At 61.4% G+C, this 14,171-nt stretch carries 10 protein-coding genes; 6 read left to right on the top strand and 4 right to left on the bottom strand.

Features of this window, described 5'->3' with window-relative positions:
* Positions 1-6: 6 nt before the first annotated feature.
* Entirely contained in the window at positions 7-2,430 is a 2,424-nt protein-coding gene (locus ASD60_RS09155; RefSeq protein WP_056853695.1) for a TonB-dependent receptor, read from the top strand.
* Positions 2,431-2,547: 117 nt separating this feature from the next.
* Here ASD60_RS09155 and aldA read toward each other — a convergent pair whose 3' ends face one another.
* Genes aldA through ASD60_RS09135 form a run of 4 tightly spaced genes read right to left on the bottom strand, consistent with a single transcriptional unit; the run spans position 2,548 to position 7,329 of the window.
* Positions 2,548-3,981 (bottom strand): aldehyde dehydrogenase, encoded by a 1,434-nt coding sequence (gene aldA, locus ASD60_RS09150; RefSeq protein WP_056853694.1) that lies wholly within the window; start codon positions 3,979-3,981, stop codon positions 2,548-2,550.
* A 20-nt stretch (positions 3,982-4,001) separates the two neighbouring features.
* Complete coding sequence (locus ASD60_RS09145; protein WP_056853693.1) at positions 4,002-4,802, bottom strand: aldolase/citrate lyase family protein; 801 nt, start codon at positions 4,800-4,802, stop codon at positions 4,002-4,004.
* Positions 4,803-4,816: 14 nt separating this feature from the next.
* On the bottom strand, positions 4,817-6,001 hold the full coding sequence (rhmD, locus tag ASD60_RS09140; RefSeq protein WP_056853692.1) for an L-rhamnonate dehydratase: 1,185 nt from the start codon (positions 5,999-6,001) through the stop codon (positions 4,817-4,819).
* Between the two features lie 32 nt (positions 6,002-6,033).
* Positions 6,034-7,329 (bottom strand): MFS transporter, encoded by a 1,296-nt coding sequence (locus ASD60_RS09135; RefSeq protein WP_056853691.1) that lies wholly within the window; start codon positions 7,327-7,329, stop codon positions 6,034-6,036.
* Positions 7,330-7,453: 124 nt separating this feature from the next.
* Here ASD60_RS09135 and ASD60_RS09130 point away from each other — a divergent pair, with 124 nt between their 5' ends.
* From ASD60_RS09130 to ASD60_RS09110, 5 genes are all read left to right on the top strand, one after another.
* Positions 7,454-8,395, top strand: a complete 942-nt coding sequence (locus ASD60_RS09130) for a LysR family transcriptional regulator (RefSeq protein ID WP_056853690.1) — start codon at positions 7,454-7,456, stop codon at positions 8,393-8,395.
* A gap of 175 nt (positions 8,396-8,570) precedes the next feature.
* Positions 8,571-11,402 (top strand): xanthine dehydrogenase family protein molybdopterin-binding subunit, encoded by a 2,832-nt coding sequence (locus tag ASD60_RS09125; protein WP_056853689.1) that lies wholly within the window; start codon positions 8,571-8,573, stop codon positions 11,400-11,402.
* Entirely contained in the window at positions 11,395-11,934 is a 540-nt protein-coding gene (locus ASD60_RS09120) for a (2Fe-2S)-binding protein (RefSeq protein WP_007982256.1), read from the top strand. Before ASD60_RS09125 ends, ASD60_RS09120 begins: the two co-directional genes overlap by 8 nt.
* A 2-nt stretch (positions 11,935-11,936) precedes the next feature.
* Positions 11,937-13,172 carry a c-type cytochrome gene (locus ASD60_RS09115; protein WP_056853688.1) on the top strand — a complete coding sequence of 412 codons (1,236 nt, stop codon included), beginning with the start codon at positions 11,937-11,939 and terminating at the stop codon, positions 13,170-13,172.
* A gap of 1 nt (position 13,173) precedes the next feature.
* A complete protein-coding gene (locus tag ASD60_RS09110; RefSeq protein WP_056853687.1) occupies positions 13,174-14,145 on the top strand; it encodes an XdhC family protein in 972 nt (323 codons plus the stop codon).
* The last annotated feature ends 26 nt before the right edge of the window (positions 14,146-14,171 follow it).

Raw genomic sequence — 14,171 nt, 5'->3', positions numbered from 1 at the left:
CTTCAAATGCCCGCAGTAAAGTCCTGCTGTCCGCGCCCGGTGTCGTCCGGTCTGCGTCCGTTGTTGCGCCTGAGCCTGATGTTGAGCCTCAGTGCCAGCCCGCTTTTGATGAACAGCAGTTGGGCCGATGACGCCGCCCGTCGCAGTTACCAGGTGCCCGCCGGTGGCCTTGGCGATGCGTTGACACGGTTCGCCGGTTTGGCGGGAGTCAATCTGTCGGTCGATCCGGCGCTGGTCAGCGGTCGCAGCAGCGCCGGCTTGTCCGGTGAGTTCGGAGTGGAAGAGGGCTTTGCCCGCTTGTTGCAGAACTCGGGCTTGCAACTGCAGCCAGTGGGCGAACGGGCCTACATTCTGATTCCGGCACCATCAGGTAGCAGCCTGCAATTGGGCGCGACTTCCATCCTCGGTGCCGTTGATTCCGAACATGGCGACCCCTATGTCGGCGGCCAGGTCGCGCGCCGAGGGTCGCAAGGGTTGCTGGGCTCGCAGGATTTCATGGAAACACCGTTCAGCATGACCACCTACACCAGTGAAACGGTGAAAAACCAACAGGCACGGACCTTGGGCGACCTGGTCGCCAGCGATCCATCAGTGCGCACCACCAACCCGGCTGGCGGGCGTTACGAGCAATTCACCATTCGCGGGCTCAGCCTGTTCAACAGCGACGTTTCCTATAACGGTCTCTACGGCGTCTTGCCAACCTATACGATCGATATGGAAATGGCCGACCGCGTCGACATTCTCAAAGGCCCGAGCCAACTGATCAATGGCATCTCGCCGCGAGGCAGCGTGGGCGGCGGGATCAACGTGGTGCCCAAGCGCGCCACTGACCAGCCGATCACATCGTTTACCGGCAGCTATGCATCCGATAACCAACTCGGCGGTGCCGTGGATGTCGGGCGGCGTTTCGGTGAAGGTGACATGTTCGGCATTCGCTTCAACGGCGTGAAACAGTCCGGCGACACCGACTGGGATCACCAGAGTGTTGACCGCGAGATGGCCGTGCTGGGTCTGGATTTTCGCGGTGAGCGCCTGCGGCTTTCGACTGACATCGGCCACACTGAGCGCGATACCGATGCCCCGCAAGAGCGCGTGCAAATCGGCCCCAATGCAAAGGTGCCGAATGCCAACGATGTTCGCGACAACTATGCGCAGCCCTGGAGTCAGGCGCGAACCACGGACACCTTCGGCACGCTGAACGGCGAGTTCGATGTCAGCGATTCAGTCATGCTGTACGGCGGCGTGGGCGCGCGCAAAAGCAACCATGACTTCCTCCGGCATGCCGTTGCGGTCACCAATGACGCTGGCGATTTCAGCGTGCAGCCGCGCGACTTTACCCGCGACGAAAATGTCCGCACGGCCACGGCGGGCGTGCGCAACTGGTTCCATACCGGGCCGGTGAGCCATCAGGTCAACCTGGCGGCCAGCTATTTCTACATGGACTTCGAAAACGGCGGCGCCCGTTATGCCGCTGCTCCGAGCAACCTTTACAACCCTGTGGAAACGCCAACGCCAGTGCGCCCGACGCGTCAGGATCCAGAGGTCTACACCGAAAACCGCTTCAGCAGCGTAGCGTTGTCCGACACCCTGGGCTTTTTTGATGATCGAGTTTTGCTGACACTCGGTGGCCGTTGGCAGCGGGTCAAGGTTGATGACTGGTCGGATGACGTCAAAGGCGATACCGCCTACGACGAAGAAAAGTTCTCGCCATCGGGCGGCGTTCTGTTCAAGGCGACCGACAAGCTGTCGCTGTACGCCAACTACATGGAAGGCTTGAGCCAGGGCAAGATCGCGCCGTCGACCTCGGTGAACGAGGACGAGATTTTTCCGCCGTTCATCAGTCGCCAGGTCGAAGTCGGTGCCAAGTACGACGCCGGAGCATTCGCCGTCACCGCTGCGGTGTTTCGCATCAAGCAGCCGGCCTACGAGACCAACGCCACGACGCGAGTCTTTGGCCCCAATGGCAAACGCAATAACGAGGGTGTCGAGTTGAGCGTCTTTGGCGAACCGCTCAAAGGGTTTCGGTTGCTCGGCGGTGTGATGTACATCGACAGCGAGTTGACCGATACCACCAATGGCACATTTGACGGCAACCGGGCGCCCGCGACGCCGAAATACAACGTCAACCTCGGTGCCGAGTGGGACGTGCCGAACGAGCAGGGCCTGACTTTGACCAGTCGCGGGATCTATTCCAGTTCGCAGTATCTGGATCAGTCCAACAACAAAGAAATCGACTCTTGGGTGCGATTCGACGTCGGCGCACGCTATGCGTTCAGGGTCGACGAAAAGACCATCACCGTGCGGGCCAATGTCGAGAACGTGGCCGACAAGCGCTACTGGAGTTCGGCCGGGGCTTCGGATGACAGCGAGCCGGGTTTGACGCTGTCGACGCCGCGGACCTATTTGCTGTCGGCGACTGTGGATTTTTGAGCATTGAGCAAGTGTGGCGAGGGAGCTTGCTCGCGCTGGACTGCGCAGCAGTCCCCGCATGGGGCGTTTCGCACCCCGACGGGAGCAAGCTCCCTCGCCACAGGTTCAAAGCAACGTTCAGCCCTGCAAATAAACCGCATGGGTATGGGTGTACTCATACAGCCCATGCTTGCCATCCGCTCCGCCAATCCCGGATTTACGCACACCGGCATGGAAGCCTTGCATCGCTTCGAAGTTCTCGCGGTTGACGTAAGTTTCGCCAAAATCCAGCTCGCGCATGGCATGCAGGGTTTTGCCAAGGTCACGGGTGTAGATCGACGAGGTCAGGCCATAGTCGCAGTCGTTGGCCAAGGCGATGGCTTCGTCCAGGTCATCGATGATCTGGATCGGCAGCACCGGACCGAAAATCTCTTCGCGCATGATTTCCATGTCGGCGCGGCAACCGGCTAAAACAGTGGGCTGGAAGTGGAAACCATTGGGCAGATCGGCCATCTGTCCGCCACTGATCAAGTTTGCACCCTGGCTCAACGCAGTACGGACTTTGCGGTTGACGCTATCCAGGCCTTGGCGGTTGATCAGCGGTCCCATCTCGACGTCGGGCTGTGCGATCGGGTCGCCATAGCGAGTCGCGCTCATCGCCGCAGCGATGCGTTCGATGAATTGATCCGCTACCTTGCGCTCTACATACACCCGCTCGGCGCAGTTGCACACCTGGCCGCTGTTGATGATGCGTGAGTCGCGGATGGCTTTGACCGCCAGATCGAGGTCAGCGTCAGCCAGTACAATCGCCGGGGCTTTGCCGCCCAGTTCCAGGTTGAGCTTGGTGATGTTCGGCGCGGCGGCGGCCATGATGCGCGATCCGGTGGCGACGCTGCCGGTGAAGCTGATCATGTCCACGCCTTTGTGCCCACTGAGCGCCGCGCCAACCTGGCCGTCACCGCATACCACGTTGAACACGCCGGGCGGCAGGTCGGTTTCGGCCACGAGGCGGGCGAATTCGAAGCAATTGTTCGGGGTTTCTTCGCTGGGTTTGATGACGATGGTGTTGCCGGTCAACAGGGCCGGGGCCATTTTGCGGGCGATCAGAAAGAACGGGAAATTCCACGGCAGAATCCCGGCCACCACACCCAGCGGTTTGCGGAACAGGAAGATGTTTTCGTTCTGGCGGTCACTGGTGATGATTTCGCCTTCGATACGCCGCGCCCATTCGGCCATGTAGTCGAGGTAGTCAGCGGTGAAGTTGACTTCGACCTCGGCCAGGCTGCTGATCTTGCCTTGTTCCAAGGTGATCGTGCGTGCCAGGTGCGGCACGTTTTCCCGTAGCTTGGTGGCGATGCGGCGCAGGTAGCCGGCGCGATCATTGGCCGGTTTGCGCGCCCAGTCCTTTTGCGCCGCACGGGCAGCGGCGAGGGCGCGTTCGACGTCTTCGGCGGTTGAGGCGGGGACTTTCGACAACACGGCGCCGGTAGCCGGGTTGATCACATCGATGTGGGCAGCGCTGGCCACGAACTGGCCGTTGATGAAGTTTTCGTAAACAGGCACGGACGACATGGGGACGACTCCTTGGCAGTTCAGTAAGTGCGTGAAGGCGCTTGAGTGCTGGCGGGTTCGCGGTAACGGGCGAGGGTGGCCATGGCGCTCTGACGCAGCAAGCTGATGTCGATGGCTACCGCGATGAACTGGCAGCCCCAGCTTTGGTAGCGACGGGCGTCTTCTTCGTTGGGGGCGAGGATGCCGCAGGCCTTGCCCGCCGAGAGCGTGGCGTCCACCGCGTGGCGGATACGTTGCTGAACGTCCGGATGGCCAGGATTGCCGGCGTGGCCCAGGCCAATCGACAGATCCGCCGGGCCGATAAACACCGCATCCACGCCTTCGACGGCAGCAATCGCTTCGACGTTTTCCACGCCGATCCGCGATTCCACCTGCACGATCAGGCACAGTTGTTCGTGGGCGGTATTGAGATAGTCGGGTACGCCATCCCAGCGTGTGGCGCGGGTCAGGCCGCCGCCGACACCGCGAATGCCGTGGGGCGGGTAACGCATGGCGCGCACCAGTGCCTGGGCTTGTTCGGCGGTTTCAACCATCGGGATCATCAGTGTCTGCGCGCCGATATCCAGCAGTTGCTTGATCAGGTTGGCATCGCCATTCACCGCGCGCACGACTGGTGCGGTGGAGTAGGGGGCGACTGCCTGCAATTGCGTCAGTACGCCGGGCACGGTGTTCGGCGCGTGCTCGCCGTCGATCAGCATCCAGTCGTAACCGGTGGTGGCGACGATCTCGGCGGCGTAGCCGGTGGCGAACCCGGCCCAAATGCCGTATTGGGTCGCGGGTTTGTTCAGCGCAGCCTTGAAAGCGTTGTGCGGCATGTTCATGTCGAGCTCCTTTCTCAGCGGCTGTAGGGCCGATGCAGTTGGCATTCGGGGTTGAGTGTCACGCCGAAACCGGGCTGATCAAGTTCCGACAGACGCATGCGGCCATTGACCGGCACCGGTTCGCCGAGCAATTGCGGATGGAACATCGGCACCACTTCGTCTGCCTTGGGCGCCATCATCAGGAATTCGGCGAACGGGCTGTTATGGCGAGTGGCGACGAAGTGATAGCTGTACACCGAGGAACCGTGCGGAATGACCAACGCATTGTGCGCGTCGGCGAGGGCCGAGATTTTCACCAGTTCAGTGAGGCCTCCGCACCAGCCGACATCCGGCTGAATGATGTCGCAGCAGCCCATTTCCAGCAGCATGCGGAAGCCCCAGCGCGTGGCTTCGTGTTCGCCGGTGGTCACCAGCATGCCCTTGGGCACGTTGTTGCGCAGGGCGGCGTAGCCCCAGTAATCGTCCGGCGGCAGGGCCTCTTCGATCCATTTCAAGCCATGTTCGTGGGCGCCGACCGCCAGTTTGGTGGCGTAGTTGAGGTCCAGGCTCATCCAGCAATCGAGCATCAGCCAGAAGTCCGGGCCAACGCGTTCACGCATGGTCGCCAGTTCTTCGAGGTTCTTGCGCAAGCCTTCCTCGCCTTCGGCGGGGCCGTGGTGCAGCGGCATCTTGCCGCCGATGAAGCCCATTTTCTGCGCCAGGTCCGGGCGGGCGCCGGTGGCATAGAACTGCAATTCGTCGCGTACCGCGCCACCGAGCAACTGATGCACCGGCTCCTGGCGGATCTTGCCGAGCAAGTCCCACAGCGCCAGGTCGACGCCGGAGATCGTGTTGATGACGATGCCCTTGCGCCCGTAATACAGGGTCGACTGGTACATCTGGTCCCAGATTTTTTCGATGTCGGTGACGCGAGCCCCTTCGAGGAAGCGCGCCAGGTGTTTCTCGACGATGTAAGCGGCAGGCTCACCGCCCGTGGTCACGGCGAAACCGACGGTGCCGTCGCTGGCTTCAATCTCGACCACCAAGGTGCCGAGCACGTTGATGCCGAAGGTGCGGCGGCTCTGGCGGTATTCGGGGTATTTGCTCATTGGCGTGGCAATGTGATCGTCGATCCAGTGGCCGTCCGCTTGATCGTGATAATCCGCGCCACCGCCGCGCAGGGTGAAAGCGCGGACGTGCTTGATGGTTGGAATGCCCATGGTGTGATTCCTTTTTTTAAACGGCGGTCAGGTTAGATGGTGGCCGGTTTGTTCGAGGCTTTATGCCCGGGCGCACGTACGCCCAGCACCAGCAACGCGGCGATGACAGTGGTAGCGGACAGCACATACAAGCCGGCTGCCGGTGAATGGAAAGCGCCTTCGGCCCAGTTCTTCAGCACCGGGGCGATGAAGCCGCCGAGGGCGCCGAACGAGTTGATCAGGGCGATCCCGGCCGCGGCGGCGCTGCCGGCGAGGTAGCTGGAAGGGAAGGTCCAGAACACCGGTTGCACGGCGATGAAACCTGAAGCAGCGAAGCACAGGGCGATGATGCCCAGCAGCGGGTTGCTGAAGGTTACCGAGCAGGCGATCCCGGCGGCGGCCATGAGCAAAGTCAGGCATGCGGTGCGGCGACGTTCGCCGGTACGGTCGCTGTAGCCGGGAATCAGGTAGGCCGCGATCAGAGCGCAGATCCATGGGATCGCGGTGACCAGTCCAACCATCAGCCCGACCTTGGTGCCGAGCAGTCCACCGACCTGGGTCGGCAGGTAAAACACCACGCCGTAGACGCTGGCCTGGATCAGCAGGTAGATCAGGCACAGGTAAAGTATCGACGGCTGGCAAATCACGTTGAGCAGGCTGCGGCCGTGGTTCTGTTTATGGCTGTCTTCCTGATCGAGCAGGCTCTGCACTTGTTGGCGCTCTTCGACGGTCAGCCACTTGGCATCGGCCGGGCGATTGTCCAGATACCAGTAGGCCCAGACGCCCACTGCCGAGGCCATCAAGCCTTCAACGGCGAACAGCCATTGCCAGCCGTGGAACCCGGCAAAGCCGTCCAGTTCCAGCAGCAGACCGGACAACGGGCTACCGAAGATGAACGCCAGCGGCGCACCGAAGTAAAAGAAACCCATGGCCTTGCCGCGCACAGCGCTGGGGAACCAGTAGGTGAGGTAAAGGATCACCCCGGGGAAGAACCCGGCTTCAGCCACGCCCAGCAAAAAGCGTAGGACGTAGAAGGTGGTTTCGTTGTGGGCAAAGACCATGGCTGCAGAAACCAGGCCCCAGGTGACCATGATCCGGCACATCCACAAACGGGCGCCGACGCGGTGCAGGATCAGGTTGCTCGGTACTTCGAGCAGCGCATAACCGACAAAGAACACCCCGGCGCCAAAGGCGAACGCGGCATCACTGATGTTGGTATCGGCTTGGAAGGCTTGCTTGGCGAACCCGACGTTGGCGCGGTCGAGGAAGGCCATGATGTACATCAACAAGAGAAACGGCAGCAGCCGCCAGGAAATTTTGGCGAGCAGAGGCGCAGGTAGAGTCTTCATCGCAGTTTTCCTTTGGTAGGGCATTTGTTCTTATGGGGAAGACTGTACGGCCGCTGATCGATGCGTTACAAATCGAATCTAGCTCACAACTGATACCTTGAGGGTATCGATATAAAGGTTTGCCATGACCACGCCGATCATCTCCCGCAGCCTGCTCAATCGCCTGCGCTACAAGCATTTGCACATGCTGGTGACGCTCAGCACCAGCCAGAACCTGCACCGCGCTTCGCAAAGCCTGAACATGTCGCAACCGGCGGCCACGCGCATGCTCCATGAAATTGAAGACATGTTCGGTTGCGACCTGTTCGAACGCTTGCCCCGGGGCATGCGACCGACGGCGCTGGGCCAGGAACTGGTGCGTTTTGCCGAATCGGCCCTCAGCGGTCTTGACCGTTGCGCCGAGGACCTGATGGCGCGGCAGCAGGGCGGTTACGGCTACTTGTCGATCGGCACCATCATGGGCGCAGCGCCGGATCTGGTCATGGATTCGATTGCCGAGATCAAGTCGCTCAATCCGCAATTGCGGATTCGCATCATGGGTGACACCAGTGACCAGGTGATCCAGTTGCTGGAACAGGGCCGTATCGACCTCGCCATCGCCCGGCGCAACGCCGCCACCGACAGTGAGCACTACGTCTTCGAACAACTGGGCAATGAACGTTTGCTGGTGGTGGTGCACGCCGGCCATCCGCTGGCCCGACGCAAGAAGCTGGAAATGGCGGAACTGGTCAACGGCTGGCCCTGGATTCTGCAACCTGAAACCAGTCCGGCGCGCATCGGCCTGGATCAAGCCTTGCAGCGCCTGGCGCTGCCGCTGCCGGCAGACATTATTGAATGCAGCTCGGTGTACTCGATGCAGCAACTGATTCAACTGACCGACGCGATCATGGTGCTGTCGGAAACCGCACTGCGCGACTACCTGAAAATGGGCCTGGTGGTGGCGCTGCCGGTGGAGCTGGATGTGCAATTGGCGCCATTCGGACTGTTGTTGCGCAAGGGGGAGCACATCAGTCGGGAGTTGGGTTTGTTCATTGACCTGCTGCGGCGAAAAGCCGCGGTTTTTTGATCTCATGGTCAGTTTTTTGTTTTCCGCGCGCGCATAAACCTTTAAAGTTAACCTTTCGGTCAGCTTTGCACTGTCGACACAGCCCTTTGCATCGTCAAGAAGGGCTTCTGCAAGACTCGAGATTCCCAGTACATAACCAGAAGGGCGGACCCCATAACCGCCCAGAGGATGATCCATGTCCAACCGTGATATATCCCGGCGCTCGTTCCTTCAGGGCGGGCTGGTAGCGGGTGTGAGCGTGACGCTCACGCCATTGAGCAGCCAGGCGCTGGCCGCCTTGATGGAAAACAGCGTGACCGTGCCGTCCGAGCAGTGGCTCGGCAACAATGGCCAGGCGCGCGCCCGTAACGATGCCTTGTCCAAGGTTTGCGGCAGCAAGGTTTTTGCCCGCGACATCCGCGCCAAGGACATGCCGGGCTGGCCGCAGCAGCAAGGCCACGCCATGCTGCTGAAAACCATCAAGGCCGACCACATCTTTGCCGGCATCGACCTGGCGTGGCTTGGCGCCGATCTGCAACCGGATCGCATCGTCACCGCCGAAGACCTGGTCAAGGACGGCATCGTGTTCCCTGAAGAACACGCGCCGGATCCGCTGCTGCCGGCAGGCAAGGTGCCGATGTTCATCGGTCACCCGGTGGCGATCCTGATCTGGAACGATTTCGAGCGGTTCCGCAAGGCCAAGGCTCAACTCAAATTCAATGACAAAGCGATTCGTTACGGTGCCAAGGTGCCGTATTACGAAGGCGATCCCTACGGCAGCTTCCGCTATGTGCGCGTGGGCGGGCCGACCTCGGCGGACGAAGACGAATTCGCCAGCCTCAAGGACTCGATCCTGTTTCCGATGCTGAAAAACCGTCGCCCGGTGTGGAATTCCCAGCCGAACCTGCACGGCAACCTGACCGAGCGCGGCTTGTTCTACGCCGAGCGCATGAAGCAGCAGATCGACACCCCGCCGGATAACTGGCTGGTGTTCGACGAGCGCTACAAGACGCCGTCGATCGAACCTGCCGCGATGGAACCGGACAACGGCAACGGCTGGTACGACCCGGCCACCAAGACCCTGCACTTTGTCGTCGCTACCCAATGTCCGCTGGAAACCGCGACCGAGACCGCGAAGATGATCGCGCCGTCGCGCTTCGGCCTGGCCAACCTCAACATGCACCCGGGCTACACCGTTGGTTACGGCTCCAAAGACCACAACATTTTCGTCTACTACGCCGCCCTCGCAGCGTTGTACGGCGCCGGTGTACCGGTGCGTCTGGCCAACGACCGCTACGAGCAATTCCAGAGCGGCATCAAGCGCCATCCATTCGATATCCGCTATCAACTGGCCGTGGACAAGACCGATCACAGCTTCAGGATTTTCCGCGCCGAGATGAGCGTCGACGGCGGTGGACGCGTCAACTACAGCCCATCCGTGGCAGCGGTTGGCGCTACGGCGGCGCAGTCGATCTACTACATGCCGCAGAACGATTTGCAGGTCACGGCCTATCATTCGCGCGCGGTGGAAGCCGGTTCGATGCGTGGCTACGGCACCCTGCAAAGCATGGCGTCCACCGAGATGATGGTCGACGAAATTGCCGATCGCCTCGGTGTCGATGCCATCGAATTGCGGCGCAAGAATGCGCTGCGTTCGGGCATGAAAAACACCCAGGGCGCGATCCCGGCCGGTGCCTTGCGCCTGCATGAAATTCTCGACAAGGCTGCCGTTCACGACACCTGGAAAAATCGTCACGCGATCAAGCAACAACGCGAATCAGCCGACCCGGACAACTGGTACGGCGTCGGTTTCGCCATCTGCCAGAAAGACTTCGGCACCGGTTCGGAAGCGCCGATGGCCAGCATCGAATACACCGTTGACGGTCGTATCACCCTGCGCCACATCGGTATTGAAATCGGCACCGGCATGTCCACTTCCCAGGCAATGGTGGTGGCCGATTTCCTCGGCAACCCGGCACACGAAGTGAAGACTGGCGAAACCGAATGGAAGGAGTTGCAGCTGATCAGTGGCGGCAACCCCTACATCATGAGCCAGGCCGAGCAGGACAACTTCCTGCGCAACCCGCGCTGGGTCGGCAAGGTCGCTTCGGCGTCGTCGGCGACCAACTCGGCGTACTACTTCAGCCACGCCACCCGTGAAGCGGCGCGTGTGCTGTTCAACCACGGCTTGTGGCCAGCGGCGCTGGAGATCTGGCGCCAAGGCCCTTACGGCGGCCAGGCCAACCCTTATGTGGTACGCCGTGAAGACGCCCATTGGGTCGACGGCAAGCTCACCGCCAACGGCATGGAACCTTTGCCTTTTGCAGTGCTGGCCAAACGTGCTCACGAGCGCGGTCTGGTCACTGGCGCGACGGTCCATGGTTTCAACCGCTGGAGCTGGGCCGAGGCCGAGTTCAGCATCGATGGCGTGCGCGAGCGTCTGCCGCTCGATGGCCTGGCGGTGAAGTACGGTGATGGTGCGCCGAAAGCGAAGAAAGCGCAGATGAACAGTGCCGGTTTCCACCTGCTGGATCGGCAGAACATCGCCTACCCGGCGACCCAGTTGAACAACGCGGCGGTGACTTACTACAGCCCGGTGGCGACGCTGGTGGAAGTGAAGGTCAACAAGGGTTCGCACGAAGTGTCGGTGCTCAACCATCACTCGTGGGTCGAGTGCGGTCGGGTGCTGGTGCCAGAACTGGTCAAGGGTCAGCTCGAAGGCGGCATCGCCATGGGCATCGGCCATGCGCTGATGGAAGAAATGCCGCTGTACGAAGGCGGGCCGGGGGAGGGTGACTGGAACTTCAACCGTTATCGCCTGCCGATGGCGCGTCACGTTGCGGTGTGGAAACAGACCGCGGAAATCCTGCCGCCATTGTCGCCGAGCGACCCGTCCAAAGGCATCGCCGAAGTGGTGATGATCCCGGTGGTCGGTGCCATCGGAAACGCTGTGGCCCATGCCATCGGCAAACGTGTCCGCGACTTGCCTATCACTTCTGCCCGCATCAAGGAGGCCCTCAATGGCTAACCGTCCGCTTCAACTGACCCTCAACGGTCAATCCGTCGGCCCGGTGGACATCCCTGATGACCTGCCGATGATCGATTACCTGCACGAGTACAAGAACCTCACCGGTTCACGCCTGGGCTGCGGCCAGGGCATTTGCCACGCCTGCGTGGTGATCGTTGATAACCCGGACGGCACCAGCGAAGAAGTGCGCACCTGCATTACTGGCGCGCACTATTTCGAAGGCAAGAAGGTGCGCACCATCGAAGGCCACGCGACCCGCGACGAGCAGGGCAAGGTCACTGAACTGAACCCGATCCAGCAGCGCTTCGTCGACGAATTCGCCTTCCAGTGCAGTTACTGCGCGCCTGGCTTCGTCAATGCCGCGACGGTGCTGGTAGAGAAGCTGCAGCGACAGCCCATCGTCAAAAGCCAACTGGAAAAAGTCATCGAGGACAGCCTCGGTCATCACATCTGCCGTTGCACCGGCTACGTGCGCTACTACAGCGCCACGCGCAACGTGCTGACTGATCTCGGCCTGGTCAAGGAGGGTTAAGCATGAAACAACTACTTAGCCGTCTCGCGTTGACGGTCGGCCTGGCAGCGCCTGTGTTGCTGGCTCACGCTGACGATGCGCAGGTCAAGCAGGGCGAATACCTGGCCCGTGCCGCCGACTGCATGGCGTGCCATACCGCGCCGGGTGGCGCGCCGTATGCGGGCGGCCTGCCGATCGTCTCGCTGTTCGGCACGATCTACGGCACCAACATCACGCCGAGCAAAGAGCACGGCATCGGTTTGTACAACGATGACGAATTCTTCGCTGCGTTGACCGAAGGCAAGCGCCGCGATGGGGCGAACCTGTACCCGGCGATGCCGTACACCTCGTATCATTTGATCCCGCGTGCAGACTCCGACGCGATTCATGCCTACTTGAAAACCATCGCGCCGATAGAGCGCGCCGCTCCGGTCACCAGCCTGAGCTTTCCGTTCAATGTGCGTCCTGGCCTGATGGGCTGGAACATGATGTACGGCAAGGACGTGAAGCTGGAATCCGCCGAAGGCAAGAGCGAAGCCTGGAAGCGCGGCCAGTACATGGTCGACGTGCTCGGTCACTGTGGCGAGTGCCACACGCCACGCGGTTTGCCTGGTGCGATGCAGATGGACAAGCGCATGACCGGTGGCGTTCTCAATGGCTATCTGGCGCCGAGCCTGTTGGCCACTGACCTGGCCGCGCGTGGCTGGAATCATCAGGACCTGAGCTCGTTCCTCAAGCACGGCATGAGCGCCCAGGGCACGATGTTCAACGAGATGTTCCCGGTGTTCCACAACAGCACTCAGGGCCTCACTGACCTGGATCTGGCCGCCATGGCCACCTTCCTGCTCGGCGATCAGCCGCCAGCGGCAAAAGTGCTGACCGACGTACCACTGGAAAAACTCAGCGCCAGCGCCCAGCGCGGGCGTCAGGACTACTTGAACGTCTGTGCCGGTTGCCACGCGGTCGATGGCGAAGGCAAGCCACACATCGCCGTGGCCATGCGCGGCAATACCACGCTGCGTCTGGAAGATCCGCGCAATCTGGTGCGGGTAATCGACGACGGTATCGGTGAACAGAAATTCTCCGGGTTCGAGCACATGCAACCGATGCCCGGTTTCATGGAAAAACTCAGCGATGCACAACTCACCGACTTGCTGAACTACCTGCGTCAGGGTTGGGGTGGTCTACCGGGCGACCTGGCGGTAAACGACGTGCAGAAGCTGCGGGCCGATGCGCCGCTCGAGCACAAGGCGCACTGACATGCAGCATCTCGATCTGCAAGTGGTGCGGCGGGCGCTGGAGTGGTCGTTGGCCGGGCAACGCGTCTGGCTGTGCACGGTGCTCGCCACTTACGGCTCGGCGCCCCGTGCGCCGGGTTCGCTGTTGGCAGTCAATACCGACGGCCAGTGGATCGGTTCGCTGTCTGGCGGCTGTGTCGAGGAAGACTTTCTTGAGCGCGTCGCCGAAGGCGCGTTTGACGACGCCGTCGGCGTCGTGCGTTACGGCGAAGGTGACGATCCGCGCTCGCGGGTCAGCTTGCCCTGTGGTGGCGTGCTCGACGTACTGGTAGAGACGCTTGAATCTGATTGCGATGTTCAGGCGCATTTGCGGGAGCTGGAGTCGGCGCTATTGGGCCGACGCCGCTTGATCCGTGAAGTCGATCTGGCCAGTGGGGCGCGCAGTCTGCTCGATGATCGCGAGCAGGGTGTTCGCGTCGAGCGTGAGGTCGACCGTGTGCGGCTGCGCATCGGTGCCGCTCAGCGCTTGTTGCTCGCCGGCTACTCCAGCGTGGCCCAGGCCTGTGCGGAGTTTGCCGTGGGCCTGGGCTTCGAAGTGATTCTGTGCGATCCGCGGGATGAAGTGCTGGAAGGCGTGGTCTTGGAAAACGTAGAGATTCGTCGTCAATTGCCATCCGTATTCATTGCCGACGGCGGCTGCCACAGCGACACGGCCGTGGTGGCGCTGACCCACGATCCGCGTATCGACGATTTGGCCATGATGGAAGCGGTACGCACCGAGGCGTTCTACATCGGCGTGATGGGCTCGCTGCAGACTTCGCGCAAGCGCTTCGAGCGCTTGCGGCGCATTGGTGGCTTGGGCGATGCCGAACTGGCGCGGATTCATGCGCCAATCGGCTTGAACCTGGGCAGCAAGACGCCAGCGGAAATTGCTCTTGCGGTACTGGCCGACATCCTGCGAATCCGCAGTGGTATCGCACGGGACAAGCTGTAATCACTGATCCCTTGTAGGAGCGAGCA

It is taken from the genome of Pseudomonas sp. Root562, assembly GCF_001427125.1.
Classification (GTDB): Bacteria; Pseudomonadota; Gammaproteobacteria; order Pseudomonadales; family Pseudomonadaceae; genus Aquipseudomonas.
The sequence above is the reverse complement of the archived record's forward strand: the minus strand, read 5'-3'. Positions and strand labels throughout refer to the sequence as shown.

Bases quoted from the DNA above. Each gene is read 5' to 3' on its own strand.
- ASD60_RS09125 (WP_056853689.1), top strand. From the start codon at position 8,571: ATGTCCAACCGTGATATATCCCGGCGCTCGTTCCTTCAGGGCGGGCTG.
- ASD60_RS09145 (WP_056853693.1), bottom strand. From the start codon at position 4,802: ATGAACATGCCGCACAACGCTTTCAAGGCTGCGCTGAACAAACCCGCG.
- ASD60_RS09130 (WP_056853690.1), top strand. From the start codon at position 7,454: ATGACCACGCCGATCATCTCCCGCAGCCTGCTCAATCGCCTGCGCTAC.
- ASD60_RS09120 (WP_007982256.1), top strand. From the start codon at position 11,395: ATGGCTAACCGTCCGCTTCAACTGACCCTCAACGGTCAATCCGTCGGC.
- ASD60_RS09135 (WP_056853691.1), bottom strand. From the start codon at position 7,329: ATGAAGACTCTACCTGCGCCTCTGCTCGCCAAAATTTCCTGGCGGCTG.
- aldA (WP_056853694.1), bottom strand. From the start codon at position 3,981: ATGTCGTCCGTGCCTGTTTACGAAAACTTCATCAACGGCCAGTTCGTG.
- ASD60_RS09110 (WP_056853687.1), top strand. From the start codon at position 13,174: ATGCAGCATCTCGATCTGCAAGTGGTGCGGCGGGCGCTGGAGTGGTCG.
- ASD60_RS09115 (WP_056853688.1), top strand. From the start codon at position 11,937: ATGAAACAACTACTTAGCCGTCTCGCGTTGACGGTCGGCCTGGCAGCG.
- ASD60_RS09155 (WP_056853695.1), top strand. From the start codon at position 7: ATGCCCGCAGTAAAGTCCTGCTGTCCGCGCCCGGTGTCGTCCGGTCTG.
- rhmD (WP_056853692.1), bottom strand. From the start codon at position 6,001: ATGGGCATTCCAACCATCAAGCACGTCCGCGCTTTCACCCTGCGCGGC.